Source organism: Paraburkholderia sp. GW821-FHT02A12 (assembly GCF_059422005.1).
Genome location: NZ_JBWKWA010000002.1, coordinates 2,965,841 through 2,987,955, shown reverse-complemented (window position 1 = coordinate 2,987,955; position 22,115 = coordinate 2,965,841). Strand labels below are relative to the sequence as shown.

At 63.4% G+C, this 22,115-nt stretch carries 27 protein-coding genes; 19 read left to right on the top strand and 8 right to left on the bottom strand.

The window, feature by feature from the left end; genetic code table 11:
• The first annotated feature begins 107 nt into the window (after nt 1–107).
• The 12 genes from AC07WT_RS34965 to AC07WT_RS34910 all read left to right on the top strand — a co-directional run bounded on the left by AC07WT_RS34965 (nt 108) and on the right by AC07WT_RS34910 (nt 10,619).
• Nucleotides 108–386, top strand: coding sequence for a flagellar biosynthetic protein FliQ (locus AC07WT_RS34965; protein WP_492591733.1), 279 nt, complete (start codon nt 108–110; stop codon nt 384–386).
• Between the two features lie 59 nt (nt 387–445).
• On the top strand, nt 446–2,416 hold the full coding sequence (sctC, locus tag AC07WT_RS34960) for a type III secretion system outer membrane ring subunit SctC (protein ID WP_494951115.1): 1,971 nt from the start codon (nt 446–448) through the stop codon (nt 2,414–2,416).
• Nucleotides 2,397–3,632 carry an FHA domain-containing protein gene (locus tag AC07WT_RS34955; RefSeq protein WP_494950482.1) on the top strand — a complete coding sequence of 412 codons (1,236 nt, stop codon included), beginning with the start codon at nt 2,397–2,399 and terminating at the stop codon, nt 3,630–3,632. Before sctC ends, AC07WT_RS34955 begins: the two co-directional genes overlap by 20 nt.
• Before the next feature lie 112 nt (nt 3,633–3,744).
• Nucleotides 3,745–3,966, top strand: coding sequence for a hypothetical protein (locus tag AC07WT_RS34950; RefSeq protein WP_492591735.1), 222 nt, complete (start codon nt 3,745–3,747; stop codon nt 3,964–3,966).
• 156 nt (nt 3,967–4,122) lie between these two features.
• Nucleotides 4,123–4,563 carry a hypothetical protein gene (locus AC07WT_RS34945; RefSeq protein ID WP_494950481.1) on the top strand — a complete coding sequence of 147 codons (441 nt, stop codon included), beginning with the start codon at nt 4,123–4,125 and terminating at the stop codon, nt 4,561–4,563.
• 108 nt (nt 4,564–4,671) lie between these two features.
• A complete protein-coding gene (sctJ, locus tag AC07WT_RS34940; RefSeq protein ID WP_494950480.1) occupies nt 4,672–5,475 on the top strand; it encodes a type III secretion system inner membrane ring lipoprotein SctJ in 804 nt (267 codons plus the stop codon).
• 13 nt (nt 5,476–5,488) lie between these two features.
• Complete coding sequence (locus AC07WT_RS34935; protein WP_494950479.1) at nt 5,489–6,226, top strand: SctK family type III secretion system sorting platform protein; 738 nt, start codon at nt 5,489–5,491, stop codon at nt 6,224–6,226.
• Entirely contained in the window at nt 6,208–6,843 is a 636-nt protein-coding gene (gene sctL, locus AC07WT_RS34930) for a type III secretion system stator protein SctL (RefSeq protein ID WP_494950478.1), read from the top strand. The genes AC07WT_RS34935 and sctL overlap by 19 nt, the downstream gene beginning before the upstream one ends.
• The gene (locus tag AC07WT_RS34925; protein ID WP_494950477.1) at nt 6,840–8,279 is read left to right on the top strand and encodes a FliI/YscN family ATPase; all 1,440 of its coding nucleotides are present in this window, start codon (nt 6,840–6,842) and stop codon (nt 8,277–8,279) included. Before sctL ends, AC07WT_RS34925 begins: the two co-directional genes overlap by 4 nt.
• The gene (locus tag AC07WT_RS34920) at nt 8,257–8,778 is read left to right on the top strand and encodes a hypothetical protein (protein WP_494950476.1); all 522 of its coding nucleotides are present in this window, start codon (nt 8,257–8,259) and stop codon (nt 8,776–8,778) included. The genes AC07WT_RS34925 and AC07WT_RS34920 overlap by 23 nt, the downstream gene beginning before the upstream one ends.
• On the top strand, nt 8,768–9,553 hold the full coding sequence (gene sctT / locus AC07WT_RS34915; protein WP_494950475.1) for a type III secretion system export apparatus subunit SctT: 786 nt from the start codon (nt 8,768–8,770) through the stop codon (nt 9,551–9,553). Before AC07WT_RS34920 ends, sctT begins: the two co-directional genes overlap by 11 nt.
• Nucleotides 9,554–9,584: 31 nt before the next feature.
• Nucleotides 9,585–10,619 (top strand): EscU/YscU/HrcU family type III secretion system export apparatus switch protein, encoded by a 1,035-nt coding sequence (locus tag AC07WT_RS34910; RefSeq protein ID WP_494950474.1) that lies wholly within the window; start codon nt 9,585–9,587, stop codon nt 10,617–10,619.
• A 106-nt stretch (nt 10,620–10,725) separates the two neighbouring features.
• On the opposite strand, the gene AC07WT_RS34905 is transcribed toward AC07WT_RS34910, so the two are convergent.
• From AC07WT_RS34905 to AC07WT_RS34895, 3 genes are all read right to left on the bottom strand, one after another.
• Complete coding sequence (locus tag AC07WT_RS34905) at nt 10,726–11,658, bottom strand: helix-turn-helix transcriptional regulator (RefSeq protein WP_494950473.1); 933 nt, start codon at nt 11,656–11,658, stop codon at nt 10,726–10,728.
• Nucleotides 11,659–11,789: 131 nt separating this feature from the next.
• The gene (locus AC07WT_RS34900; protein ID WP_492591745.1) at nt 11,790–12,635 is read right to left on the bottom strand and encodes an autoinducer binding domain-containing protein; all 846 of its coding nucleotides are present in this window, start codon (nt 12,633–12,635) and stop codon (nt 11,790–11,792) included.
• 461 nt (nt 12,636–13,096) lie between these two features.
• A complete protein-coding gene (locus AC07WT_RS34895; protein ID WP_492591746.1) occupies nt 13,097–13,243 on the bottom strand; it encodes a hypothetical protein in 147 nt (48 codons plus the stop codon).
• Nucleotides 13,244–13,528: 285 nt separating this feature from the next.
• Here AC07WT_RS34895 and AC07WT_RS34890 point away from each other — a divergent pair, with 285 nt between their 5' ends.
• The 3 genes from AC07WT_RS34890 to AC07WT_RS34880 all read left to right on the top strand — a co-directional run bounded on the left by AC07WT_RS34890 (nt 13,529) and on the right by AC07WT_RS34880 (nt 15,805).
• The gene (locus tag AC07WT_RS34890; RefSeq protein WP_494950472.1) at nt 13,529–13,768 is read left to right on the top strand and encodes a hypothetical protein; all 240 of its coding nucleotides are present in this window, start codon (nt 13,529–13,531) and stop codon (nt 13,766–13,768) included.
• A gap of 218 nt (nt 13,769–13,986) precedes the next feature.
• Complete coding sequence (locus tag AC07WT_RS34885; RefSeq protein WP_492591824.1) at nt 13,987–15,357, top strand: MFS transporter; 1,371 nt, start codon at nt 13,987–13,989, stop codon at nt 15,355–15,357.
• Between the two features lie 214 nt (nt 15,358–15,571).
• Nucleotides 15,572–15,805, top strand: coding sequence for a hypothetical protein (locus AC07WT_RS34880; protein WP_492591748.1), 234 nt, complete (start codon nt 15,572–15,574; stop codon nt 15,803–15,805).
• Nucleotides 15,806–16,111: 306 nt separating this feature from the next.
• Here AC07WT_RS34880 and AC07WT_RS34875 read toward each other — a convergent pair whose 3' ends face one another.
• Entirely contained in the window at nt 16,112–16,441 is a 330-nt protein-coding gene (locus AC07WT_RS34875) for a hypothetical protein (RefSeq protein WP_494950471.1), read from the bottom strand.
• Between the two features lie 1,537 nt (nt 16,442–17,978).
• Here AC07WT_RS34875 and AC07WT_RS34870 point away from each other — a divergent pair.
• From AC07WT_RS34870 to AC07WT_RS34855, 4 genes are all read left to right on the top strand, one after another.
• The gene (locus AC07WT_RS34870; RefSeq protein ID WP_492591750.1) at nt 17,979–18,176 is read left to right on the top strand and encodes a hypothetical protein; all 198 of its coding nucleotides are present in this window, start codon (nt 17,979–17,981) and stop codon (nt 18,174–18,176) included.
• Between the two features lie 317 nt (nt 18,177–18,493).
• Nucleotides 18,494–19,063, top strand: coding sequence for a phasin family protein (locus AC07WT_RS34865; protein WP_494950470.1), 570 nt, complete (start codon nt 18,494–18,496; stop codon nt 19,061–19,063).
• 156 nt (nt 19,064–19,219) lie between these two features.
• Nucleotides 19,220–19,963 (top strand): acetoacetyl-CoA reductase, encoded by a 744-nt coding sequence (phbB, locus tag AC07WT_RS34860; RefSeq protein WP_494950469.1) that lies wholly within the window; start codon nt 19,220–19,222, stop codon nt 19,961–19,963.
• A gap of 28 nt (nt 19,964–19,991) precedes the next feature.
• Entirely contained in the window at nt 19,992–20,150 is a 159-nt protein-coding gene (locus AC07WT_RS34855) for a hypothetical protein (protein WP_492591753.1), read from the top strand.
• A 138-nt stretch (nt 20,151–20,288) separates the two neighbouring features.
• Here the strand turns inward: AC07WT_RS34855 and arsN2 are convergent, their stop codons facing one another.
• From arsN2 to AC07WT_RS34835, 4 genes are read right to left on the bottom strand one after another with little or no spacing between them, the layout of a single operon-like run.
• Nucleotides 20,289–20,738, bottom strand: coding sequence for an arsenic resistance N-acetyltransferase ArsN2 (gene arsN2, locus AC07WT_RS34850; protein WP_494950468.1), 450 nt, complete (start codon nt 20,736–20,738; stop codon nt 20,289–20,291).
• Nucleotides 20,735–21,271, bottom strand: a complete 537-nt coding sequence (locus AC07WT_RS34845) for an arsenate reductase ArsC (protein WP_494950467.1) — start codon at nt 21,269–21,271, stop codon at nt 20,735–20,737. Before AC07WT_RS34845 ends, arsN2 begins: the two co-directional genes overlap by 4 nt.
• On the bottom strand, nt 21,268–21,741 hold the full coding sequence (locus tag AC07WT_RS34840) for an ArsI/CadI family heavy metal resistance metalloenzyme (protein WP_494950466.1): 474 nt from the start codon (nt 21,739–21,741) through the stop codon (nt 21,268–21,270). The genes AC07WT_RS34845 and AC07WT_RS34840 overlap by 4 nt, the downstream gene beginning before the upstream one ends.
• An 11-nt stretch (nt 21,742–21,752) precedes the next feature.
• Nucleotides 21,753–22,070, bottom strand: coding sequence for an ArsR/SmtB family transcription factor (locus tag AC07WT_RS34835; RefSeq protein ID WP_494950465.1), 318 nt, complete (start codon nt 22,068–22,070; stop codon nt 21,753–21,755).
• Between the last annotated feature and the right edge of the window lie 45 nt (nt 22,071–22,115).

Below are 22,115 nucleotides of genomic sequence, written 5' to 3'. Positions count from 1 at the left end.
AACCCGGCATGAACCCGGTACGAACCCGGTACGAACCCGGCATGAACCCGGCATGAACCCGGCATGAAGCGCATGACGAACCCGCGCCCCAACCATGGAGAAACCGCATGACCGCAGCCGCGCTTCTCGACATCACGCGCCAGGCGCTGCTGCTGGTGTTGATGCTGTCGTTGCCGGTAGTGCTGGTGGCGACCGGCACGGCGCTGTTCGTTGCGATCGCGCAGGCCGTCACGCAGGTGCAGGACTCGAGTATCGGCACGTCGGTGCGAATGATCGTCGTGATGGTGACGGTGATCGTGCTGGCGGGCTGGGCCGGCCGCGAATTGCTGATCTTCGCGCGGCAGGCGCTCGAGCGGGTGTTCGTCGTCTTGCCAGGGATGTCGTGATCAACTCGCCACAGGGCTTTCACTTGAAAAAAATAGTTCATCCCGTTCTGTTGATACGCATGCGCGGCACGCTGCTGCTGATGTTCGCGCTCTGCATGCTGGTGCCGCTGTCGCGCGCGCATGCGGCGGAATTGCAATGGCGCAACCGCAGTTTCGAAATCGTCGCGAACGGCCGGCCGCTGGCCGATTTCCTGCGCGAACTGGCCGCTTCGCAGGGCACCACGGCGGTGATCGACGGCAAGGTGGAAGGCAGCATCAGCGGGCGCTTCAACGACACGCCGGTGCATACGCTCAATAGCGTGTGCTCGACCTACGGCTTGACGTGGTACTACGACGGCTCGTTTCTGTACATCGAACGCGCGGCCGACGCGCAAACCCAGGTCTTTCCGATTCCGCGCGGTTCGGCGTCGAATCTCGCTCAGGCGCTGCAGTCGATGCAGATCACCGACAAGCGCTATCCGCTGCAGATCAGCGACCGCGACAGCACGGCCTATGTATCCGGGCCGCGCCGCTATGTGGAACTGGTGCGCCAGGCGATCGACTCGGTCGGCAACGGCGCGGCGAACACCGACCACGCGGATATCCGCGCATTCCGGCTCAAGTACAACTGGGCCGCGGACTTCGTGATCAATCGCTCGGGCAAAGAGGTGACGATTCCCGGCGTGGCGACGATTCTGCGCAAGCTGTACCTGCGCGGCGCGAGCAACAACGCGCCGAGCGCGGGCGCGATGCGCCTCGGCGGCCCCACCCGCGAAGTCAAGCTCAGTTCGGGCGACACGATCAACGTGCCGCGCATCGAGATCCCGCTGGCCGGCATGAGCGGCGGCAACGGCGTCGCGTCCGGCGGCGGTGGTGGTGGCTATGGTGGCGGTTACGGTGGTTACGGCGGCGGCCAGGGTCCGGGCGGCGACCTGAACGCGTTCGGCAGCGCCGACTCGTTGCCGCAAATCGAAGCCGACCCGGCGATCAACGCCGTGCTGATTCGCGACACGCCCGATCACATGGGACGCTACGCATCGCTGATCCAGCAGCTCGACGTGAAGCCGCGCATCGTCGAAATCAATCTGACGATCATGGATATCAGCTTGCAGTCGCTCGATCAGCTGGGCGTGGACTGGCGGCTGCATACGAGTCACGGCGACTTCCAGTTCGGCAACGGCGCGAATCCGCCGCTGACCTTCGCGGCCGGCACGACCGAAGCCGGGCAGACCGGCACCACCACGCCGGTGGGCCTCGCGCTGACCGCGTCGATCGGCGGGTCGCTGCGCGATTATCTGCTCGCGCGGATCAACGCGCTCGCCCGCACCGGCGACGCCAAGCTGTATTCGAAGCCGAAAGTGCTGACGCTCGACAACACCGAAGCCGTGCTCGAAAACCTCACCGAGTTCTACGTGCAGGTCCAGGGCTTCCAGGACTCGTCGCTGTACGGCATCACGACCGGGCAAAGCGTGAAGGTGACGCCGCTGATCGTCGAAGACGGCACGCAGCGCGTGATGATGTCGCTCGACATTCAGGACGGCGAGGTCACGAATCAGCAGGTGTCGAACGTGCCGGTGATCCTGCAGCGGAACATCGTCACCAAGGCGATGATCGACGAAGGCAAGAGCCTCCTGATCGCGGGCTTCAACAGCGACGCGCAGAGCTTCGACAAGACCGGCATTCCGCTTCTGTCCGATATTCCCTGGATCGGCCACCTGTTCAAGTACACCAACAAGAACGGGCAGCACATGGAGCGCTTCTACATGATCACGCCGCGCGTGGTCACGCCGTCGGCGGAATATGCGTCGACAGGCGGCGTGGAGAACTACACGTCGGATCTGATGCAGAACGTGGTGGTGCCGCCGTCGAACGATTCGCTGACCGCGCGTGCGCAGACGATCGCGCCGCCGCCGGCGCCGGCAAGTTCGGCCGCTGCCGCGAATGCCGCGCCGGCGACGAGCGCGCCGGTTGCGACTCCGTCCGCAACGCCGCCGATGACGCCGCCGGCCGCTCCCGCTGCAGGAGACAGCAATGGTCAGCAGCGGCCCTGATGCGTCCGGCTGGCAACTGTGTTTTTTGAACGGTCCGATGTCGGGCCGCACGCTGTGGCTGAAGCTCGGTGAGAACTGGGTCGGCACCGGCGCCGATTGCGAAGTGATTCTGCCGGATCGCGAGATTGCCGCGCGGCAACTGTGTCTGCATGTCGGCTCGATTGCGGTGTCGATCCAGAACCAGGGCGGCGCGCCGGTGCTGCTGAACGGCACGCCGCTCGCGCAGATGCGCCGCGCGTTGATGCCCGGCGACACGGTGACGGTCGCGCACGTGAAGTTCGGCATCGAGCGGCTGGCGGGCGTGCAGATCATGCCGGCGGGCGCGGCAAGCGCGAGCGGCGCGAAGCGTCGCGGCGAATCGCACCGCTGGCTCGCGGTGGCGTTGCCGGCGTGGCTCGGCGGGCTCGGCAGCCGCCGTCTGATGTTCGCGCTGCTGGCGCTGTGGAGCGCGTTCGCGATCGCGGCGGGCAGCTATGTGGCGGTGGCGACGCGCGGTTCGTTCTGGTGGTCGCATCAAAGCCGCTTCGAACGGATGCGCGATGTGGAAGGCGCGTTGCGGCAGTTTCCCGAGCTGACGGTCGAGCCGGGGCAGGGCAACGGCATCGTGGTGGACGGTTACGTGCGCGATGCCAACGAACGCGCGCGGGTCGCGGCGATCGTCAACGGTTTCGACGGCGTGACGCTCGGCGAGGTGTACAGCGTCAACGAATTGCTGGCGACCGCGCAGCAGACGTTGAGCGACACGCCACTGAAAGTGGCCTACACGGGCCGTGGCCGCGTGACGATCAGCGGCGTCGCGACGCGGGCGGTGTGGCAGCGCGTGCAGAACTTCAAGCGCGACGCGAAGCCGGCGGTCGAAGTGACCGACAAGGTTGTCTATGACGACAACGCCGGCGGTCCGCTGATCGCGGCGGGCGGCGGCGCGGTGCCGGTGGATATCGCGGGCGTGTATGGCGACGACAGCGGCACGCGTTACGTGGTGACGCGCGACGGACGGCATTTCTTCGAAGGCGCGACCTTGCCGGGCGGCTTGATGATCGCGTCGATCGATTCGGGCAGCGTCACGTTCGAGCGCAACGGCGCGCGCTATGTGGTGGCGCTGGGGCCGCACGGCGCTGCGCCGGCGCTGGCGTCGGATGCGGCGGCGTCGGCGGCGCCTTCAGTACCGCCTGCGGCGGCGCCCGCCGCGGCGGGCGTCGCCATGCCGGGTTCGTAGCCGCAGCCGTGCAGGGAACAGGGAATTCAAGGAGTGTCTTGCAGGCCGCAAGTCGGGCGTGCGAGGGCAAGGCGCCGCGTGAGCGGCATTTCATTAGTCCAAGGAGTCGATCATGACCACGTCAAACGTAACCAGCACAGGAACGAACCCTTCGTCGAATTTGCCGGACAACACGGCGCAGATGCAGGCGTTCGAAGAAAAACTGTTCGAGCAGCAGATGCAGATGCAGTCGATCGGGATGGTCGGTCAGTCGCATGCGCAGACCGTCAGCGTGTTGAACAACATGAGTTCGGCAGAAGGGGGCGCCAATTCGAGCGCAGGCCGGTTGGGCTAAGCGGCGGCGGTTTGCGGCGGCGCTTCGTTCACGCGGGTCGCGGGCCCGCTGTGACGAAGCCGCCCTCGCGCGCGGTGGTGTCGGTGATGCAAGCGCAGCACTTGCAGGACCTGTAATGCAGTTTTCAAGCGCAGTTTTCAAGCACGGAGCTGAATCATGACTGGATCAGCGATAGCGCCGGTCGGCGCAGAAGCCGTAGTGCAAAAGTCGGCCGCCGAGTCGGTGCAGCAGGCGCAATGGACCGCGTCCACGCAGCCGCAGGCCGGACCGCCGCCCGCCGGACAGGGTCAGGAATTCGCCGCGCAGATGGGCGGCGCGCGCAGTGTCGAAGCGGCCGCGGCCACAACGGCATCGGCGCCGGTCTCGAATAGCGGCGTGGTGAATTACCTCGACGGCCTCGGGCGGCATTTCAGCGACCTCGCCAACGTTCGTCACGAGGCGTTGCGCCCCACCGGCGACTGGGGCATGGATATGGCGCGGATGATGGAATACAACTGGGACCTGTCGATGACGGCCAATGGTTGCCAGTTCGCGCTGTCGGCCGCGCAGGCGGCGAACAATTGCTCGCGCTCGGTGTTGACGCCGGATAAAGGCTGATCGCAGCGGCTAAACGTGAGGCCAGGCGCGTGCCGGCGGCGAGCGGAAATCCGCCACCCTCGCCGCCGCCCACGCCACCGCCCGCGAGGCGCACAGGATGAGAAAGCGATGACGAGAATTGTCGGATGGCTCGGCGCGGCCGTGTTGCTGCTGTGTCTGGCCGGCTGCGAGCAGGAACTGGTGTCCGGCCTCGACGAAAGAGACGCCAACCAGATCGTCTCGGTGCTGGCCGACGCGGGTATCGGCGCGTCGAAGGAAAACGTGGAGAGCCGCGACGGCGCGGCGGCGTGGCAGGTGAGCGTGGACGGCGGCGCGATGGGCGACGCGCTGAAGGTGCTGCGCGCGCACGGCCTGCCGCGCCAGCGACTCGCGAGTCTCGGCCAGGTGTTCCAGCAGCAGGGGCTGGTGGCGACGCCCGCCGAAGAACGCGTGCGCTATATCTACGGCGTGCAGCAGGAACTTGCACGCACGCTCGAGGACGTCGACGGCGTGGTGGTCGCGCATGTGCAAGTGGTGATTCCGGAGAACGATCCGCTGTCGGACAAGATCAAGCCGTCGTCGGCGGCGGTGTACATCAAGTACCGGCCGGGCATCGATTTGCACGCTACCGCGCCGATGGTCAAGGACCTCGTCGCGCATAGCATCGAAGGGCTCTCGTACGACAACGTGTCGCTGTTCCTGCAAGCCGATAGCGCGGCGAGCCAGCGCGCGGCGGGCCTGGGCGGCGACAGTCTGGCGAATCTGCTGATGCTGCGCACGCCGTTCGCGTGGCTCGCGTCGTTACTGCTTCTGCTCACGCTCGGCGTGGTCGGGCTGATCGGCGCGCGGCGCGGCGTGTTCGGTTCGCGCATCGCCAATGCAATGGGCGCGCGCTCGTCGCTGGCGGCGGGTGCGTCGGCGCGAGGCGAGTGAGATGGAGGCCGCGATGTCGCACGATACGGCGCACGAAGCCGCGCGCGACGGCCATGGCGCCCATGGCGGCGTCCGCGACGCAGCGCGCGCCGAAGACCCGGCGCGTGCGGCGCGGCGCTACCGGCTCGCCGTCGAGTTCAATCTGCGGCCCGACCGTTATATCGATCCAAGCTGGTTGCCGCAGGATTGGCCCACCCGTTACCGCGATTTCGCGAGTTTTGGCCCGCGTGGCCGTGCGGTGCTCGCGCGCCATCTGCTGGTGCGAAGCGGGTTGGCGGAACGTTATGCGTTCGGCTTCGGCAGTCTGGTGGCGCGCATCGCGCTGATCGAACGCAGCGCCTTGACGACGCTGGCCGCTTACTGCGGGTTGATGCTGCATCGCGCGTGGCTGCAGGACGCGCCGAACTGGCGCACGCATACGGCGCTCGTCGACGCGTTCGGCTACAACGCGATGCCCTTCGTGCTCGAGCGTGCGCCGCCGTTCGACGCGATCGGCGAAAGCCTCGAACCGTTTCGCCAGACGCCGCGCGCCGCGGTCGACGCGATCCGCCAGCGCGGTGCGCGGCTGCTGCTGGACTTCGTCGCGCCGGAGGGCGATGCGATCGTCGAGCGGATGCGCCTGAAGTTCGCGCGCGGCGTCAGCGGCCAGCCGGCGTATGGACTGAGCGCGGTGCACCGGCAGCATCTGGCCGAACTGATCTTTCTTTGCCTGATACCTGAGAGGCTCGCACAATGGGACTGGCTTTTCTGATCACCAGCGAAAACCTGCAGATCCTCTCCGAGCGCAAGGTGCTCAAGCAGAGCGAGTATGCGGCGCTGCTCGACGCCGGTTCGCTGCTGTCGACCGCGCAGACCGAACGTCAGCGGATTCTCGACGAAGCGCAGCAGGGCTACGAACGCAGATTGCGCGAGGGACATGCGCAAGGCGTCGAACAGGGCAAGCGCGAATACGCGCAGCAGGCCTGCGGCGCCGCGCTCGATGCGGCGCGTACGCTCGACGGTTTGCGCGAGACGATCGCCGGGATCGTCGTGAAGGCGGTGCGCACGATAGTCGGCGAAAGCGATCCGCGCGCGCTGTATGAAACGGCGTTGCGGCGCATCGATGCGCTGGTGCGCGAGGAGGCGTTTCTGGTGGTGCGGGTGGCGCCCGCGTGCCGAGAGGCGGTGGCGGCGGCGTTGCAGCAGGTGTGGCCGGAGCGGATGGCATCGGTCATGGCCACGGCCGGGGCGCTTCCTGTTCGCATCGTCACCGATAGCCGCCTGAACGAAGAGCAATGCATTGTCGAGACGCCGTCCGGCACGCTCGATGTCGGTCTCGACGCGCAGATCGACGCATTGCGCGCCGCGATCCGGCAGCGTACGTCATGAGCGATGCTCCGTTTGAACGCGCCGGCGACGCCGATAGCGAAGCGGCGCCGTCGCTCGATAGTTTCGCCGACGCGTTAGGCGAGCTCGCGCTCGACGGTTTCGGCTCGGACCTCGGCCTCGACCGCAACGCGCTCGCCAGCGAACTCGAGCACGGCCTCGATCAGTTCAACCCGGTGCGCATGCGCGGCCGTGTGAGCCGTGCGGTCGGCCTGCTGGTCAACGCATCCGGCGTGCATGCGAGGCTCGGCGAAATCTGTGAGTTACGCACGCCGGGCGCCGCGCCCATGCTCGCGGAAGTGGTCGGCTTCGCGCGTCAAACCACCTTGCTGACGCCGCTCGGCGCAACCGACGGTTTGTCGCCTTCGACCGAAGTGATTCCATCGGGACGCGGGCATCGCTTCGCAGTCGGCGCGAGTTTGCGAGGGCGCGTGCTGAACGGCCTCGGCGCGCCGCTCGACGGCCGCGGCGCGATTGCCGGCGGCACGCTGGTGTCGGCGCACAACGAGCCGGTCAATCCGCTGCTGCGGCAAAACATCGACACGCCGCTCGCCACCGGCGTGCGCGCGATCGATTCGCTGCTGACGGTGGGCGTCGGGCAGCGCATCGGCGTGTTCGCGCCGTCCGGCGTCGGCAAGAGCACGCTGCTCGGCATGATCGCGCGCGGCACCGAATGCGACGTGATCGTGATCGCGCTGGTCGGCGAACGCGGCCGTGAAGTGCGCGAGTTTCTCGAGCACAGCCTGTCGCCCGAGGCGTGCGGCAAGGCCGTGATCGTTGCGTCGACATCGGATCGTCCGGCGATGGAGCGCGTGAAGTCCGCACATGTCGCGACCGCGATCGCCGAGTACTTCCGCGATCAGGGCAAGCGCGTGCTGTTGCTGGTCGATTCGCTGACGCGTTTTGCGCGCGCGCAGCGCGAAGTCGGTCTCGCCTCCGGCGAACCGCCGACGCGGCGCAGTTTTCCGCCGTCCACTTTCTCGGTGCTGCCGCAATTGCTCGAGCGCGCCGGGCAGGGCGAACGCGGCTCGATCACCGCGTTCTACACGGTGCTGGTGGAAGGCGACGAGGAAACCGATCCGATTGCCGAAGAAGTCCGTTCGATTCTCGACGGCCATATCGTGCTGTCGCGCAAGGTCGCGACCGCCAACCGTTATCCGGCGATCGACGTGCTCGCGAGCCTGTCGCGCGTGATGTCGCAGGTGGCGGACGCAGCGCATGTGGCTGCGGCGGCGCGCGTGCGTGCGCTGCTGTCGAAGTATCAGGACATCGAGTTGCTGGTGCAGATCGGCGAATACCGCGAAGGCGCCGATCCGCTCGCCGACGCTGCGTTGCGCGCCAAGGCGCCGCTCGATGCTTTTTTCTCGCAGCGTGCCGACGCGCTTGCGCCGTTCAACGAAACCCTGGCAACGCTCCATGACATCGCCCGACGCCATTAAGTCCACGCTCGATGCGTTGCGCCGTGTGCGCGAGGTTCGTCATCGCAAGGCGGCGCTCGACAAGATGCGCCAGCATCGCGTGACCGAACAGACGGCGCAATCGGTCGCCGACGCCCGCGCGCGGATGCTGAATGAACTCGCCGCCCGTCATGCGCTCGCGCAGCGTGTGACGAACGACGCCGGCGCGGCGCGCATGTCGCCGCGCGCGTTGCAGGACACGGTATTCGAGGACCTCTCGCGGATGCGCGCGGCCGGTCTCGCTCATGAGGATGCAGAGCGCGCGGGCGAGCAGCATCGGCAGGAAGAGGGGCGGCTCGCGGAACTGCAGACGCGGCTCAATCGCGCCCAGGCGAATCGCGACAAGCTCGAGCGCGTGGCGAGCGATGCGGGCCGCGGCGCGCGGCTCGCACAGCAGGCGCGCGAGGACGACGAAGCGGACGAGGCGGCATTGCGCCGGCATGGCGCGTCGGCGGCGAGCTTGCTGGACGATGGGCGATAACAGCTTCGCGGCGATTCAGGCCGCGCTGCATCCGCTGCTGCTCGTCATGCCGCGCCTCTTGCCGATGATGCTGATCGTGCCGGTATTCGGCGAACGCGTGCTGACCGGGCTCGTGCGCAACGGGCTGATCGTGGTGATCGCGCTGTTCGCGTCGCCGATGGTCGACGTGCCGGAGCTGGCCACGATCGCGCCGCTCATGTGGATGCTGATCCTCGCGAAGGAGGCGCTGCTCGGCGTGCTGCTCGGCTTCACGTTCAGTGCAGTGTTGTGGGCGATCGAAAGCGTTGGCCACCTGATCGACTTTCAGACCGGCTCCGGCAACGCGGCGTTCTTCGACCCGATCTCAGGCAGCGAGGGCGGTCCGACCGGCGCGTTCCTGAACTTCCTCGCGATCACGCTGTTCGTCACCGGCGGCGGCTTGCATCTGATGCTGACGCTGTTCCTGGAGTCGTACCGGCTGTGGCCGGTCGACTCGCTGATGCCGAACGCGCACCGGTTACTCGACCAGTTCGCGATCCGCGCAACCGACTCGGTGATGCGCGCGACCGTCAAGCTCGCCACGCCGGTGATTCTGGTGCTGGTGCTCGCCGAACTCGGCATCGGGCTGATCGGCCGCGCGGTGCCGCAGATGAACGTGTTCATGCTCTCGCAGCCGGTCAAGAGTTCGCTGGCGCTGTTGATGATGGCGCTCTTCCTCTATTTCGTGTACGGCTCGTTGCAGGCGTTTCTCGCGCCGGATAGTCCGCTTTTTGCGCTATTGCGCGCGGCCTTGTAGCGGCGCCGCATGAGCTGACCGCCACGCCATCATGGCCGAAAAATCCCATCAGCCCACCGCGCGCAAGCTGCGCGAAGCGCGCCGCAAGGGCGAGGTTGCGAGAAGCGCCGATGTCGTCGCGGCGGTGCAGTTCATCGCGCTGCTGGCGCTTCTGATCGGCGCGGGGCCGATCGGCCTGCGGGTGCTGCACTCGCTGCTCGATGCCGCCGCGCAGTTGATTGCCGCGCGTGATCCTGGCGCGTTGCTCGTACCGCTGGTGAGCGCGGCGGTCCGTGCGCTGGCGATGCTGATACTCGCGGTGAGCGCGCTAGCCGGGATTGCCGCGGCGGCGGCCGCGCTCGCGCAAGTCGGCGGACTGATGGCGTGGGAACGGATCAGGCCTGACCTGAACCGCCTCAATCCGGCCGCGGGACTCGCGCGGATGTTCTCGCTGCGCAATCTGATCGACCTCGCGAAGCAGGCGCTCAAGACGCTCGCGCTTGCCGCGATTCTCTACGTGGTGATTCGCGGCTCGCTCGGCACGGTGATCGAGGCAGGTTTTACCGAGCCTGCGCGGATACTCGGCGTAGCCGGCAAATTGCTCGCGCTGCTGTTCGGCTGGGCCGCGGTGGTGTATGCGGCGCTCGCCGCGTTCGATTACGCCCATCAGCGCTGGCAGTACACGCGCCAGCTCAGAATGAGCACCGACGAAATCCGCCGCGAATATCGCGAGACCGAAGGCGATCCGCATCTGGGCTCGCGCCGCACGCAACTGGCGCGCGAGTTGCAATTCAATTCGCTACAGGACGTGGTGGGCAGCGCGTCGGCAGTGGTGTATTCGGCGCGCGTGGCGGTGGCGCTGCGCTATACCGGCGCGCCGTCGCTGCCGACGGTGGTGGCGCGCGGCGAGGGCGAAGCCGCGCAGAGAATTCGGGCGCTCGCGCAGGAACTGCTGCGCCCGGCGGTGGCGAATGCGGGGCTGGCTGAAACGTTGTACGAGCAGGTGGCGCTCGGCCATTTCATCGACCGCGCGCACTTCCGCGAGGTGGCGGAACTGCTGAAGTGGGCGACCGGCGACGACACGTGACGAGCGGCGCGCGGGGCGGTCACCGGCGTAAGCGGTGTGGCCGGCCGAGCTGCTGGTGCACGACCTCGCGGACCTCGCGACATCACGACATCACGACATCACGACATCACGAGGTCGGCACCTGCCCCGCGAGAAACGCCAGCTGGGTGCGATTGGTCACGCCGCACTTCTGACGCAGACGCCGCAGATGGTAGTCGACGTTGTGCGCGGTCGTGTGCATGCGCAACGCGATTTCCTTGTCCGACAGGCCGGCCGCCAGAAAGCCGAGAATCCGCATTTGCAGCTCCGACAATTCGGCCGCCGACTCGCGCCGGTTGATCGCCCGCACATACGCCGAAAAGCGCTGATGAATCGACAAACCCAGCGTCAGCGACTGCACCACCACGCTGTCGGTGATCCAGCACGCCTGTTCGCTCGGCGCAGCGAAGCTGATGATCGAGCGCAGCCGCGTGTGCGGAATCGGCAGGCCAAAAATCAGGCCGCTGCCGGCGCCTCCGTCGCGCATTTCGTCGAACATGGTGCGCATGCCTGGCGGTGAGCCCGCGCGGCGCCACGCTTCGACGAGCCGCCGAAGATCCCACACATGCGGCGTGTTGCCCGCCAACGCCGCGGCGAAACGCGGATCGTGCCGGTGATAACCGGCTTCGAAATAGTGCGGCGCGAGATTCGACGATAGATAGCTGCGCGGGAAGTACAGCCGTTCCGGGCGGCCCTGCGTGTCGAGCTTCACCGTCAGATAGCCGAGTTCGCTGAAGCCGACGAGGCGCAGCATGCCGCGCACGAGCCGCATCCGTTCGTCGGTATTGCGGGCGGCGCCGAGCTGAGCGGCGATGTGGGTTTCGCCGCCCAGCTCGTCGCGGCGGATCGTGCCCAGCAACTCCGCTTCGTCGTAGTAGCAGATGTCCGGCGTATCGGCGGCTTGCGCGGCGTCGGCCGTCTCGCAAGCCGGCGCCGCGGCGGCCGGCGACAGCTTGCTGTCGTAGCCGCCCGTCGCCATGCGGCAGACCGCAACGCCCGCAGGCTCGTTTAAAACGTCCATTCCATAGGTCATACGCTCCCCCCTGTTGTCGTTGTGGACACACCTCGGCCGCGGCGAACCGTACCGCTGGATTTCCCGTAGCCAAGTGGTGGTGCGGCCGTCTGCGTGGCAGGGGCCGCGAGCGCACAGCGTCAGTCGCCGAGGATGCAGCCCGCGATATACGCGAGCTGTACCCGGTTCTGCGCGTTATAGATTTTCTTCAGTTGCCGCAAGTGATAGCCGATGTTGTGCGCCGACATCGACAGGGATTCGGCCATTTCACGGTCGCTCAGGCCTTGAGTCACGAAACGCAGGATCGAGCGCTGCACGCCGTTCAGACTGGCCGCTGTCAGCGACGGCATCAGACTGCGCCCGCGTGCCTCGATGAACGCATGCAGGCCCACGCCGATCGCATAGGCTTCGCCGAGCGTGGTGTCGGCGATCCAGCTGCGGCCTGTTTGCGCGCTCGACAGCGTGATGATGCAGTGCTCGAGCGCGTTGCCGGTGGCGAGGCCGAAACTCACGCCGCTATGCAAGCCCGCCTGCCTGGCGGCGGTGCTGAAACGGCGCGCGAAGGTCTCGCAGCGCTCGGCCATCGGCGTTGAAAACATCGACTCGATGTCCCACGCGAACGGCCATTCGAAACGGCATGCGTAGGTCACGCGCGGATCGATCGCGAAGAACTGCTCGCGCCCGTAGCGCTCGGCCCAGCCCGGCGGCGAATAAGTATCGAACCAGGCGGCGCGGCTGACGAATTCGCCGATCCGCACGACGCGGCAATAGCAGAGCGTGTCGAATCCCGCGTGCTGGATCGCTTCGCGCATCAGGGCTTGCCGTGCCTCGCTGCCGGGCGCTTCGAGCAGGCTGCGGCCGATGCCGGCCAACCCCTGCCCCCCGGCAGTCAGCGTTGCGTCGAGCGCCGGCTGTGTGCCCTCGTGATCGAGCTGGGTGTCGCCGAAGGTGAATAAAGCGGTTTGCTCTTCGCCCGTTTCGCTCATTGATTGATTTTCCGCTGGAACGCCGTGTTCCTTTTTGCCGGCTCAGGAGGCGCCTCGTGGGCCTGAGCGGAACCGGCTCGCGCTCGCGCCGGATGCGGGCAATCGAGCGCCAAGGAGTGCGTCAATTCTAGGAGCGAATAAATCCTCTGACAATTGAGGCTCTCGTAGTTTTCGCAGTGTGCTGGGCATTCGTCTGATTGAAAACTACGAAGTCTCGTGGCGCGAAACGACTGTGCGGTAGCGCTGAAGTTTTGGCAAAAGACGATTTTTCTATCGATTTTTAATAAGCGATTGAATTTTCGTAGTATTTTGCGCGATCGAATAGCCGGATATATCACCGCTGCTTAGCACCATGTGGGATTGCGGATCTGATCTGCCGGGAATCCGGCTCGACGATCTCACCGGCGCCTGGATTGAACGAGCCTTGCAGTGTTTGCTTGAGTCTCGCGCGACCTTCAGATTCAATGACAGGCGACCAGGCAGGTGACAGCGCCAATGCCGACCGCCGTTCCAGCCAGCGTACCTACAAGGAACGTTTCCAACGACGTCGCGCAACCCTGAAGCTGGGACAGCACCGCCAGTGCTGCCAGGATGATGACTCGCCGCATTTATCGTTTCCTTTGCCGGATGTGTGGCGCCGCATGGAATATTCAGGCGCCCGTTGTTGGTAGGGAGGCGGACCGCTGCTTTCCTGCGGGACAAGCCGTGGTACGTTTCGAATTATCCTCATTTGACACCGGGCGAATACCCGGAAAAAAGGACGTACATCGCGGAGTCCTTACCAATGGTTAGCGCGTCCTGAAGCGCGATGATCTTACGTAACCTTTCCTTGTCTCAAGATCCCGGCAATCGCGACGTTATTCCTCACGTAACCACTCGACACGGAGGATGAAATGTCAGCTGCAACGCCGGATCAGATCGCCCGTATGGTGCGTATCAACCCAATTGTGATCGTTAGCGGGAGCGGTGGCGCGACGCGATCCTTGCGTTACCGCGGCAAACATACCTTGCACGCCGTATTGGGTTTTCTCGATAGTCAGCGCGAGTCCCGCGCGCTTGTGTATAGCCACAAAACAAATGGTCGAATGATGTGGATCGACGTGCGGACAGGCGCATTTTGCGTGTTGCACTAGACGTCGAGAGCGATGGTTTTCCCGGTGCGAGTCTTTGAAAGAATCAGGCGCGCGCCGTGCCGACCCCGCCGAGATGTGCATCAAGCGAGATCGGACACCCCCAGCTGCGCGGCCGGGTCCACGGAAATCGTCGACTGGAACCGGCCTTGCGCCGCCGGAACCTCTCATTGCGCAAATGGTCTATACACGACATCGCCCTTTTTTCCGGGGGATTCAAAATGGCTGCCACGCAATCAGGGGCGATGCCCCTCACCGAGGAGGACGCTCGGCGGCAGTTGCGCCGCGCCGTCATCGCCAGCACGATTGGTACCACGATCGAATGGTATGACTTCTTCCTCTACAGTACGGTGACCGGCCTGGTTTTCGCGAAGCTGTATTTTCCAGAGTCGGACCCGCTCGTCGGCACACTGCAGGCTTTTCTGATCTACGCCGTCGGCTTTGTAGCGAGGCCGGTTGGCGCGGCCATTTTCGGCCACTACGGCGATCGCATCGGACGCAAGGCCACGTTGATCGTGACGCTGTTACTGATGGGTCTCGCCACGTTTGCCGTGGCCTTTGTCCCCACCTATGCGGCGATCGGCATCTGGGGCGCCGTCGCGCTCACGGTGCTGCGCTTCATCCAGGGTGTGGGCGTCGGCGGAGAATGGGGTGGCTCGGTCCTGATGTCGATGGAATGGGCGCGTACCAACGCGCATCGCGGCTTCGTCGCCTCCTGGCCGCAGTTCGGGGTGCCGGCGGGACTGTTCATGGCCAACCTGGCCGTGCTGGCCACGAGCGAGATCTCCGGCAGCGGTTTCCTCACATGGGGCTGGCGAGTGCCGTTCCTGTTCAGTATCGTACTGGTCGCGATCGGCCTCTATATCCGCTTGAATATTCTCGAGACGCCGATCTTCGCGCGGCTCCTGGCTGAGCGCAAGATCGAGAAGGCGCCGATGCTCGAGGTGTTGCGCCGCCAGCCGAAAGACATCCTTCTCTCGGCTTTTGCGCGCATGGCCGAACAGGCACCTTTCTATATTTTCACGGCCTTCGTCTTCACCTATGGCGTCTCGACGCTGGGCGTGACACGCAACCTGTTGCTGACGGCGGTGCTGGCGGCTTCGGTGCTGGAATTCGGCACCATTCCGCTCTTTGGTCATGTGTCCGATCTGATTGGGCGGCGGCGGATGTACATGATCGGTGCCGCCACCGTCGGCGTATTCGGCTTCCTCTATTTTGCGATGGTCGGCACCAAGGATCCGATGTGGATCTTTGCGGCCATCGTGCTCTCGCTGGTGCCGCATTCGATGATGTACGGTCCCCAGGCCGCTTTGATCGCTGAATCCTTCACGGGGCGGCTGCGTTACAGCGGTGCCTCCCTGGGCTATCAGTTGGCTTCGGTCATTGCAGGCGGCCCTGCGCCGCTGATTGCGACCGCGCTCTTCGCTTACTACCATTCGGGCTATGCAATCGCGGGCTATGTCCTGGCGTGCGCGGTGCTCAGCCTGATCGCCGCTTCGCGGCTAGGCGATTACACGAACAAGGACATCTCGCGGGAATACGACGATCCGCGGGCGATGGGCGATAGCGGACACGCGACCCCGACTGCATGATGATGAACAGACTGTCGTGAGGCAACGCTTATCTTCCGCGCTGATGCATCCCCAGAGCGGCGGCAGTCCGACGCCTGAGCTTATCGGTCCGGCCGAGGCCGGCCCTCGTGGCCGGTTCGGCCCTGCACCTTTTGATCGTCACGCAATTGTCCTAGGATAGAAATCTCGAGGCGCCACTGCCGGTGCGCCGAGCGACCACAAGGAGCGACATGCCATGCACGCTGATTCCGTGGAGTACAAGACATCGACGATCATGCCCCTAGCCCCAATTTCGATGCCAGGCTACGCAGCAACAGCGATAGTCACGCACCGGAACGGCAAACGCGAAACGTTTGGCATTCTTGGTTATTTCGCTTCCGAGAGCGCGGCGTGCATGTTTGCCGTTGAATACGCAAAGGCCCATATCGACGGCCGGCGACACCCGAAGCCGCCGTTCTCCCTTCGGTGAGTTTGCGCGGGTTGTTTGTGCGGCGGCACCGGATGGCTCGCGCCAACGCTGGAGAGATTCCGAATATATAAAAAGAGGCCGCAGACATGGCTGCGGCCTGAACACACACGTCGCGCAAGGGGCGCTGACGTTGGTTCCATCCTACACATCGGCGTTTCTTAAGCAATCAGGTATCTCGTCTGAATATTCGCAAGAACCCGGACTGCCGCATCTGCTGTGGGGCGGCCTTATTTCGATCGTGGACGCAGGCGTTGCAGAATGGCCACAGGGCCAGTTGTCCGGTGCCGCGATGATGGTCCCGGACTATCATTTGGCCGGGGTTCTGGCTGGTATATCGCTGTGCCGTGTCGATGAATCAGTGTCCGTGCCGGCGATGTCGCCGTTGCGCGCATCAATCCACGCAATTGCCCATTCGCGTGCAACCTCGATTGCCTCGTCTGCATTATCGAACCAGGCAAGATTGCGCTCGATGTGCATTTCAGCGTCCGCGTCATCGTCAGATGACGCGCGGATCAGCCGCGCGTGCGCAAAGAACTGACCAAGCGAGAAATCCGGGGTTGCGTCAATGACCCAGCCGCGGTACTCGTACTCCATGATTACCTCCGATACTTGGCTAGTCGCGATTCGAACAGACAAAGCATGGATTCGTCAGGTCGTATTCGCTAAACCTCCAAGGTTGAGTTGCCGACTTCGGCGTCGGCGAGCGGGCAGCACGTCGACCTCGTGCCGCCATATTGTTATATATAGGTCCTCCAGCGCCACGCGCCGGTGCTTCTGCACATCGACAATCAAAAAAATGCCCGTCCAGACAGATGGGCCTAAGCGTCCGCGCGGTCCAGCCAGAACTAAGCGTCGTACGGCCTGTTATTCCAGGCAGCGTACCGGCAACGAAACATTCGGCCGGTCAGGTTGCGCTCAGGTTGCGCTCAGGTTGCGTTTGCACAGCGCCGCCGCCAGCCCTTCGTTTCAGTTGCCACGTTGTAAATACCGTCGAGCTTCTCGTGCTCGTCCAGGCAGGCCGCACGGAACACGGCCGGGCCGTGTCGTGTCAGGCTAAACATGCGGGTAGTTCAATTGTCGTCTGACCTGCTCGGTAGATGCTCGTGCGGGACCGGCTCCGCTTCTGCGGCATCGGGAACGTCATCCGGAGTGCCCGGCGCAGGTTTAGGACCCGGCGACCCGGTGTCTGGCATCACTCCGTGGATGGGGTGGTTCGGAAGTCCTGGCCGGTGACTCGGTCGTGTGGTCGGGTTTGAGGGCATGATTTCCTCCTACGCTGACGTGACCAGTAACGACCATCATACCTCTCTCGGAGACGCGGAACGTACCGCCCCCAAGCCTGGCATCTGGCTACGTTCAGCGAAACTGAAGACTGCTGTCCAGGGAGGAGTGGGCGAACGAATATCGCTATCCTGCTGGGCACGCGCTACGCTGCGACCGGCACCATTCAGGATTCCACGCATGCACATCACGAAGCTGACACGACTGTGTGCCGATCAAGTCAACTCGATTGTGAAGGCTGTTCGATAAAGGATCACTGCGTCACCTTGCATGGGCGGGCCGTATCTATCCGGCCTTCTGGTGAGAGCCGTATGCCTGGGTATGCCCGGCGGTTTTGCCGATCGTACAGTTTTCTTCTCCCGTTCCTTCGCGACAGCGGCAGAAGTCAACGGTTGTCGAGTCTTTGCGCTGATTGAAATTCGGGAGGCAAGGAAAATTCACGCGCGCTGTAATAAATATTTCGCAATTTCGGACTATGGATTGCCGCCTCCTTCAAGAAGGCGCTGACCTATAAATACAATATTCAAATATGAACTCACTCAATTATGTCGAATGAATTGGAATACTTAATTAAGTGATTTGTTAAAAAATTGGCGTGTGGTCCATGCCAACTCGCGGGCCTTGCCAGTCGGGCACTCGCTGGCGTCCACAGTTGTATTGCGGGAGGCAATGTGCAGCTATGCGACGCAAAAGTATTCATCAGACATAATGGCTGAACCAATAAAAGCATTTCACATATTGCATTCGAAAATTGAGCGGTTATGATGGCGTCTCCGTGATTCGATTTCTCGAATGATCGCTTAACGGAGACGGCAGGAATATTTGCCGGGCAAACACGCTGGAGAGCGTAATTAATACCCGCTGCACAGACAGACTAAATCGAGGAGACGATATGCTGAGTCCCCATGAATTCGCTACCTTAATGCTCATCAAGGCCGCGCCGGATCAGATTGATCTAGGCCGCGCCGAGCTCGACACGCTGTTCGAGCGGCAACTCATATCACTGGAAAACCTCGCGTCGGGACGCTCGCGTCCTCATGTCACAAGCGACGGCGATTCCATTCTCAAGGCCGTCGCCCGGATGCGCTAGACATCTGCGGCGCCTACCTCGCGGTCCTGAATGAAACTGCGGCGTTTGCTGTCCCCATGTTCGACGCGAGCGCTGCTGCACCACACGGCGAGCGCGGCGAAGCAACAGTCATGAACGAAGCGTCGCTGTTGGGGTTGGGTTCTCAGTTGCGGTTTGGTTTGTAGTGCCAGTTGATGTAACGACCGTCCGAAGTCATCGCGACGCGTGCTGCATGGCAAGCGTCCTTGCACTTCGGTTTATCTATCATCGCGATCCGCCGCAACACACCCGTCCGAACGGGGTTTCGCGCGCCGGACCGAATTTTGAGGAATTCAATAATGGCTCTATCGAACACTGAGCAAGTCGCTGCCGCGAAGGCCAGCCTCGACGCATTCTTCGAGTTGGGCGGGAAGGTCTTTGAAGGCGTCGAAAAACTGGTCGCGTTGAACCTGCAGGTCGTCAAGTCCACGCTGGCCGAGACGCAGGAGAAATTGACGAAGGCGCCCGGCACGACGGACCCGCAGCAGTGGTTCGCGCTGCAAGCAGGTTTCACCGGGCCCTTCGCAGAAAAATCGCTGTCATATGGCCGGCAAGTGTTCGACATCGCGTCGACCACGCAGGCTGAGGTCACACAAGTCGCACAGGCGCACTACGAACGGTATAACGGTCGCGTGCAGACACTCGTAGAGGAAGCGGCGAAGAGTGCTCCCGCAGGTTCCGAAGCAGCGATCGCTGCGTGGAAATCTGCGATTGCCGCCACCACGACCCTGTGCGAATCGCTGCAGAAAACGGCGCAGCAGGCCGTGCAGGTTGCCGGGAGTAATTTTGATGCAGTCACGGCCACAGCGTCAAAGGCCGTGCGAGGCAACTCCGAGCGGGCGCCCGTTGCCGAGGGCGCGAAGCGATAGGACTGACGTGGGCAGCGATGCCCACGGTGCGGTTTATGTGATGTATGAAGGATTCCTGATGGGTAAGGGATTCCAGTTTCCAGCACATCCAATTCCTGGACTGAATGCCGTATTGCTCCAGATGAGCATGAGGCCAGCTTTTGCGAGGACGATTCGATGGCAAAGCAGATCGCGGTGGTGACGGGGGGAATGGGCGGACTTGGCGAAGCGATCAGCATCAAGCTGCACGACGCCGGGTATGCGGTCGTAGTAACCTGTTCGCCGGGCAACACCGGTGCGAACGAGTGGCTCGCACGGATGGAGGCACAGGGACGACAATTTCGCGCCTACGCGGTCGACGTCGCCGACTACGACTCGTGCGAACGATGCATGGCGCAAATCAGCGCTGAAGTCGGACCGGTCGACATCCTGATCAACAACGCCGGCATTACGCGCGACGCCAGCTTCAAGAAGCTCGACAAGGTCAATTGGGACGCGGTCATCCGGACCAACCTCGATTCGGTGTTCAACATGACGAAGCCGGTGTGCGACAGCATGGTTGAGCGTGGCTGGGGCCGCATCATCAACGTGTCGTCGATCATCGGCTCCAAGGGCGGGTTCGGTCAGACCAACTATGCGGCGGCGAAGGCCGGCATGCATGGCTTCACGAAATCGCTGGCGCTCGAGGTGGCGAAGAAAGGCGTCACTGTCAACACGATCTCGCCTGGCTATATCGCGACGAAGATGGTGATGGCGGTGCCCGAGGAGATCCGCGAGACGAAGATCATTCCGCAGATTCCGGTCGGCCGGCTCGGGCAGCCCGACGAAGTCGCCGCACTCGTGCTGTACCTGTGTTCGCGCGAAGCGGGCTTCGTGACTGGAGCCAACATTGCGATCAACGGAGGGCAGCACCTGCAATGAACCGGAGAGAGCAGCCATGGAGGTTCCGATGAGTGAAACAGTGACAATTGTCGTAGGTTCATTCGTGCTGGCGATGGCAGCCGTGTTTGTCGCCGCTCACTATCACCGGGAGCAAATGCGCCGGAGACAGCTCAGAGAGCTGGATTACCGTCGCTACTGGCGGGACTGGAGCAGAGCCTCGCATTGAGCTTCTGCGCTCCCTGTGCTGTTGTTGCGGTACCGAGGGTGATCGCATCGTTGCCTGGGCTGCCGCGCGCTCAGGCGCGGTGGCGGCCCTCGGATTCTGCTGGTCCTCTGAACGAGCAGCATCCTCTAAGCCGAGGCTTCAGGAGTGCATCGGGCAAAGCCGCTTTCGCATGCAGGTAGCCGTCGAAGGACACAGAACGGCGAATTGCCTGCATAGCTGCACTTCGCCCGGCACTCCGTTTCGGGTTACCTGCTCATACCCGGCTCGCTCAAAAAAACGCTCCGCGGTTGTTGTCAGTAGCCAGACATCCAGTTGGCCGCACGAGCGCGCCTTCTCTTCGAGCCGTACGACCAGTTCCCGTGCAATGCCCGTTCGGCGCACGTGTGACGCGACAGCGAGCGATCTCAACAGCACACTGGAGCCAAGTCGCTCAAGTCCGATGCTGCCGATAACAGATCCGCTCGCATCTTCTGCGACCAGAAATCCTTCGATGAGCGACGCCGAAACGTCTTCCACCAATAAGCCATTGACGAGTAGAAGCTTTCGGATTTCGTTCAGATCAGCGTCGCTGGCCGTTCTTATTTTCATGGCCGCATGCACGCTCGCACTTGATTTGATTCCTCTGCGGGCTTCTCGCCGATGGCGCGCATTTCTCGCTCGATCGCGTTATGGTCCGGCACATGCAGCGGCAGGTTCACGAACTGGCTCACCCGGTTCATGATCTGCCGATAGACCTTGCTGAAGACCTTGCGCTTATCTTCGTCGCTGCCCTCGAAAGCGGCCGGATCTTCAAACCCCCAATGAGCTGTCATCGGTTTGCCGGGCCAGATCGGACAGACTTCGCCCGCGGCCTGGTCGCGAACCGTGATAACGAAATCCAAGTGCGGAGCGTCGGGTGTCGCGAACTCATCCCAGCTCTTGCTCCGTAATTGCGACGTGTCATAGCCGAGCGTTTCGCACCGCTGAATCGCGAACGGATTGACGGTGCCGGATGGATGACCGCCCGCGCTATACGCCCGGAACTTCCCCTTTCCCAGTACGTTGAAGAGTGCTTCGGCCATGATGCTGCGCGCGCTGTTGCCCGTGCAGAGAATGAGAATCGAGTAAGGTTTGTCGCTCACGGGCGGCTCGAGAAAGTCACGGCAGGTTCAGACGGCGCGCAGCATGCAGCCGACGATTGCTGGTGCGTTTGCGTTTGCGTTTGCTCGCGCGAGTGGCCATAGACCGGCGCTGCATCGAGTGTTCGAAAAGTTTCCCAGGCGACGCCTTGTGGATCAATCGTCCACGCCTTGTTTGACCTGGCATAGCAGCAGGTCGTGCCTATCTGCGCCGCGACTGGCAGTTGTGCCGCGCTGAAACGCGCATTCATCTCAACCAGCTCCGCGTCGGTGTCGACCTGAATGCCGATGTGATCGACACCTGGTTTTGCGCCGCGCTGCGAGATCGCGAAATTCACTGCAGGATCCGACAGTTCCCATTTGCAGTAGTCGTTCTTGAGAACGGTGGGCTCGGCGTTGCCGAACAGGGCGCTGTAGAACTGGATGCTGTCGCTCAGGTTTTCAACAGCGACATGGATATGCATGCGCTTCATGGTGTGTCTCCTCAGCAGTTGGGGAGATCGCTCGCGGCACACGCGGCACCAGCGCAGCAGTTCTCCGTCAGGAAGCTGATCAGGCCAGTCATGGCATCGAAGTTCGCCGTGTAGACGATGAAACGCCCCTCCTGTCGCGGCTTTACCAGGCCAGCGTATGACAGATCCTTGAGATGAAACGACAGGCTTGAAGGGGACAGCCCCAACTGTTGTGCGATTTCACCGGCAGCCATACCGCCACGTCCGGCCACGACAAGGGCGCGAAAGATCGCGAGGCGCGATTCATGGGCGAGCGCGCCCAGGGCGCGTACAACGAGATTCGAGTCCATGTCCGGAACGATAGGCCATTCATTTCTATATTTCAAGTATTATTG

Excerpts from the sequence above, each read along its gene's own strand:
- AC07WT_RS34835 (WP_494950465.1), bottom strand. The coding sequence starts at position 22,070 with ATGGACTCGAATCTCGTTGTACGCGCCCTGGGCGCGCTCGCCCATGAA.
- phbB (WP_494950469.1), top strand. The coding sequence starts at position 19,220 with ATGGCAAAGCAGATCGCGGTGGTGACGGGGGGAATGGGCGGACTTGGC.
- AC07WT_RS34955 (WP_494950482.1), top strand. The coding sequence starts at position 2,397 with ATGGTCAGCAGCGGCCCTGATGCGTCCGGCTGGCAACTGTGTTTTTTG.
- arsN2 (WP_494950468.1), bottom strand. The coding sequence starts at position 20,738 with ATGAAAATAAGAACGGCCAGCGACGCTGATCTGAACGAAATCCGAAAG.
- AC07WT_RS34865 (WP_494950470.1), top strand. The coding sequence starts at position 18,494 with ATGGCTCTATCGAACACTGAGCAAGTCGCTGCCGCGAAGGCCAGCCTC.
- sctJ (WP_494950480.1), top strand. The coding sequence starts at position 4,672 with ATGACGAGAATTGTCGGATGGCTCGGCGCGGCCGTGTTGCTGCTGTGT.
- AC07WT_RS34900 (WP_492591745.1), bottom strand. The coding sequence starts at position 12,635 with ATGAGCGAAACGGGCGAAGAGCAAACCGCTTTATTCACCTTCGGCGAC.
- AC07WT_RS34870 (WP_492591750.1), top strand. The coding sequence starts at position 17,979 with ATGCTGAGTCCCCATGAATTCGCTACCTTAATGCTCATCAAGGCCGCG.
- AC07WT_RS34840 (WP_494950466.1), bottom strand. The coding sequence starts at position 21,741 with ATGAAGCGCATGCATATCCATGTCGCTGTTGAAAACCTGAGCGACAGC.
- AC07WT_RS34855 (WP_492591753.1), top strand. The coding sequence starts at position 19,992 with ATGAGTGAAACAGTGACAATTGTCGTAGGTTCATTCGTGCTGGCGATG.
- sctL (WP_494950478.1), top strand. The coding sequence starts at position 6,208 with ATGGGACTGGCTTTTCTGATCACCAGCGAAAACCTGCAGATCCTCTCC.
- AC07WT_RS34885 (WP_492591824.1), top strand. The coding sequence starts at position 13,987 with ATGGCTGCCACGCAATCAGGGGCGATGCCCCTCACCGAGGAGGACGCT.
- AC07WT_RS34905 (WP_494950473.1), bottom strand. The coding sequence starts at position 11,658 with ATGGACGTTTTAAACGAGCCTGCGGGCGTTGCGGTCTGCCGCATGGCG.
- sctC (WP_494951115.1), top strand. The coding sequence starts at position 446 with ATGCGCGGCACGCTGCTGCTGATGTTCGCGCTCTGCATGCTGGTGCCG.
- AC07WT_RS34920 (WP_494950476.1), top strand. The coding sequence starts at position 8,257 with ATGACATCGCCCGACGCCATTAAGTCCACGCTCGATGCGTTGCGCCGT.
- AC07WT_RS34945 (WP_494950481.1), top strand. The coding sequence starts at position 4,123 with ATGACTGGATCAGCGATAGCGCCGGTCGGCGCAGAAGCCGTAGTGCAA.
- sctT (WP_494950475.1), top strand. The coding sequence starts at position 8,768 with ATGGGCGATAACAGCTTCGCGGCGATTCAGGCCGCGCTGCATCCGCTG.
- AC07WT_RS34925 (WP_494950477.1), top strand. The coding sequence starts at position 6,840 with ATGAGCGATGCTCCGTTTGAACGCGCCGGCGACGCCGATAGCGAAGCG.
- AC07WT_RS34910 (WP_494950474.1), top strand. The coding sequence starts at position 9,585 with ATGGCCGAAAAATCCCATCAGCCCACCGCGCGCAAGCTGCGCGAAGCG.
- AC07WT_RS34950 (WP_492591735.1), top strand. The coding sequence starts at position 3,745 with ATGACCACGTCAAACGTAACCAGCACAGGAACGAACCCTTCGTCGAAT.
- AC07WT_RS34965 (WP_492591733.1), top strand. The coding sequence starts at position 108 with ATGACCGCAGCCGCGCTTCTCGACATCACGCGCCAGGCGCTGCTGCTG.
- AC07WT_RS34880 (WP_492591748.1), top strand. The coding sequence starts at position 15,572 with ATGCACGCTGATTCCGTGGAGTACAAGACATCGACGATCATGCCCCTA.
- AC07WT_RS34935 (WP_494950479.1), top strand. The coding sequence starts at position 5,489 with ATGTCGCACGATACGGCGCACGAAGCCGCGCGCGACGGCCATGGCGCC.
- AC07WT_RS34895 (WP_492591746.1), bottom strand. The coding sequence starts at position 13,243 with ATGCGGCGAGTCATCATCCTGGCAGCACTGGCGGTGCTGTCCCAGCTT.
- AC07WT_RS34890 (WP_494950472.1), top strand. The coding sequence starts at position 13,529 with ATGTCAGCTGCAACGCCGGATCAGATCGCCCGTATGGTGCGTATCAAC.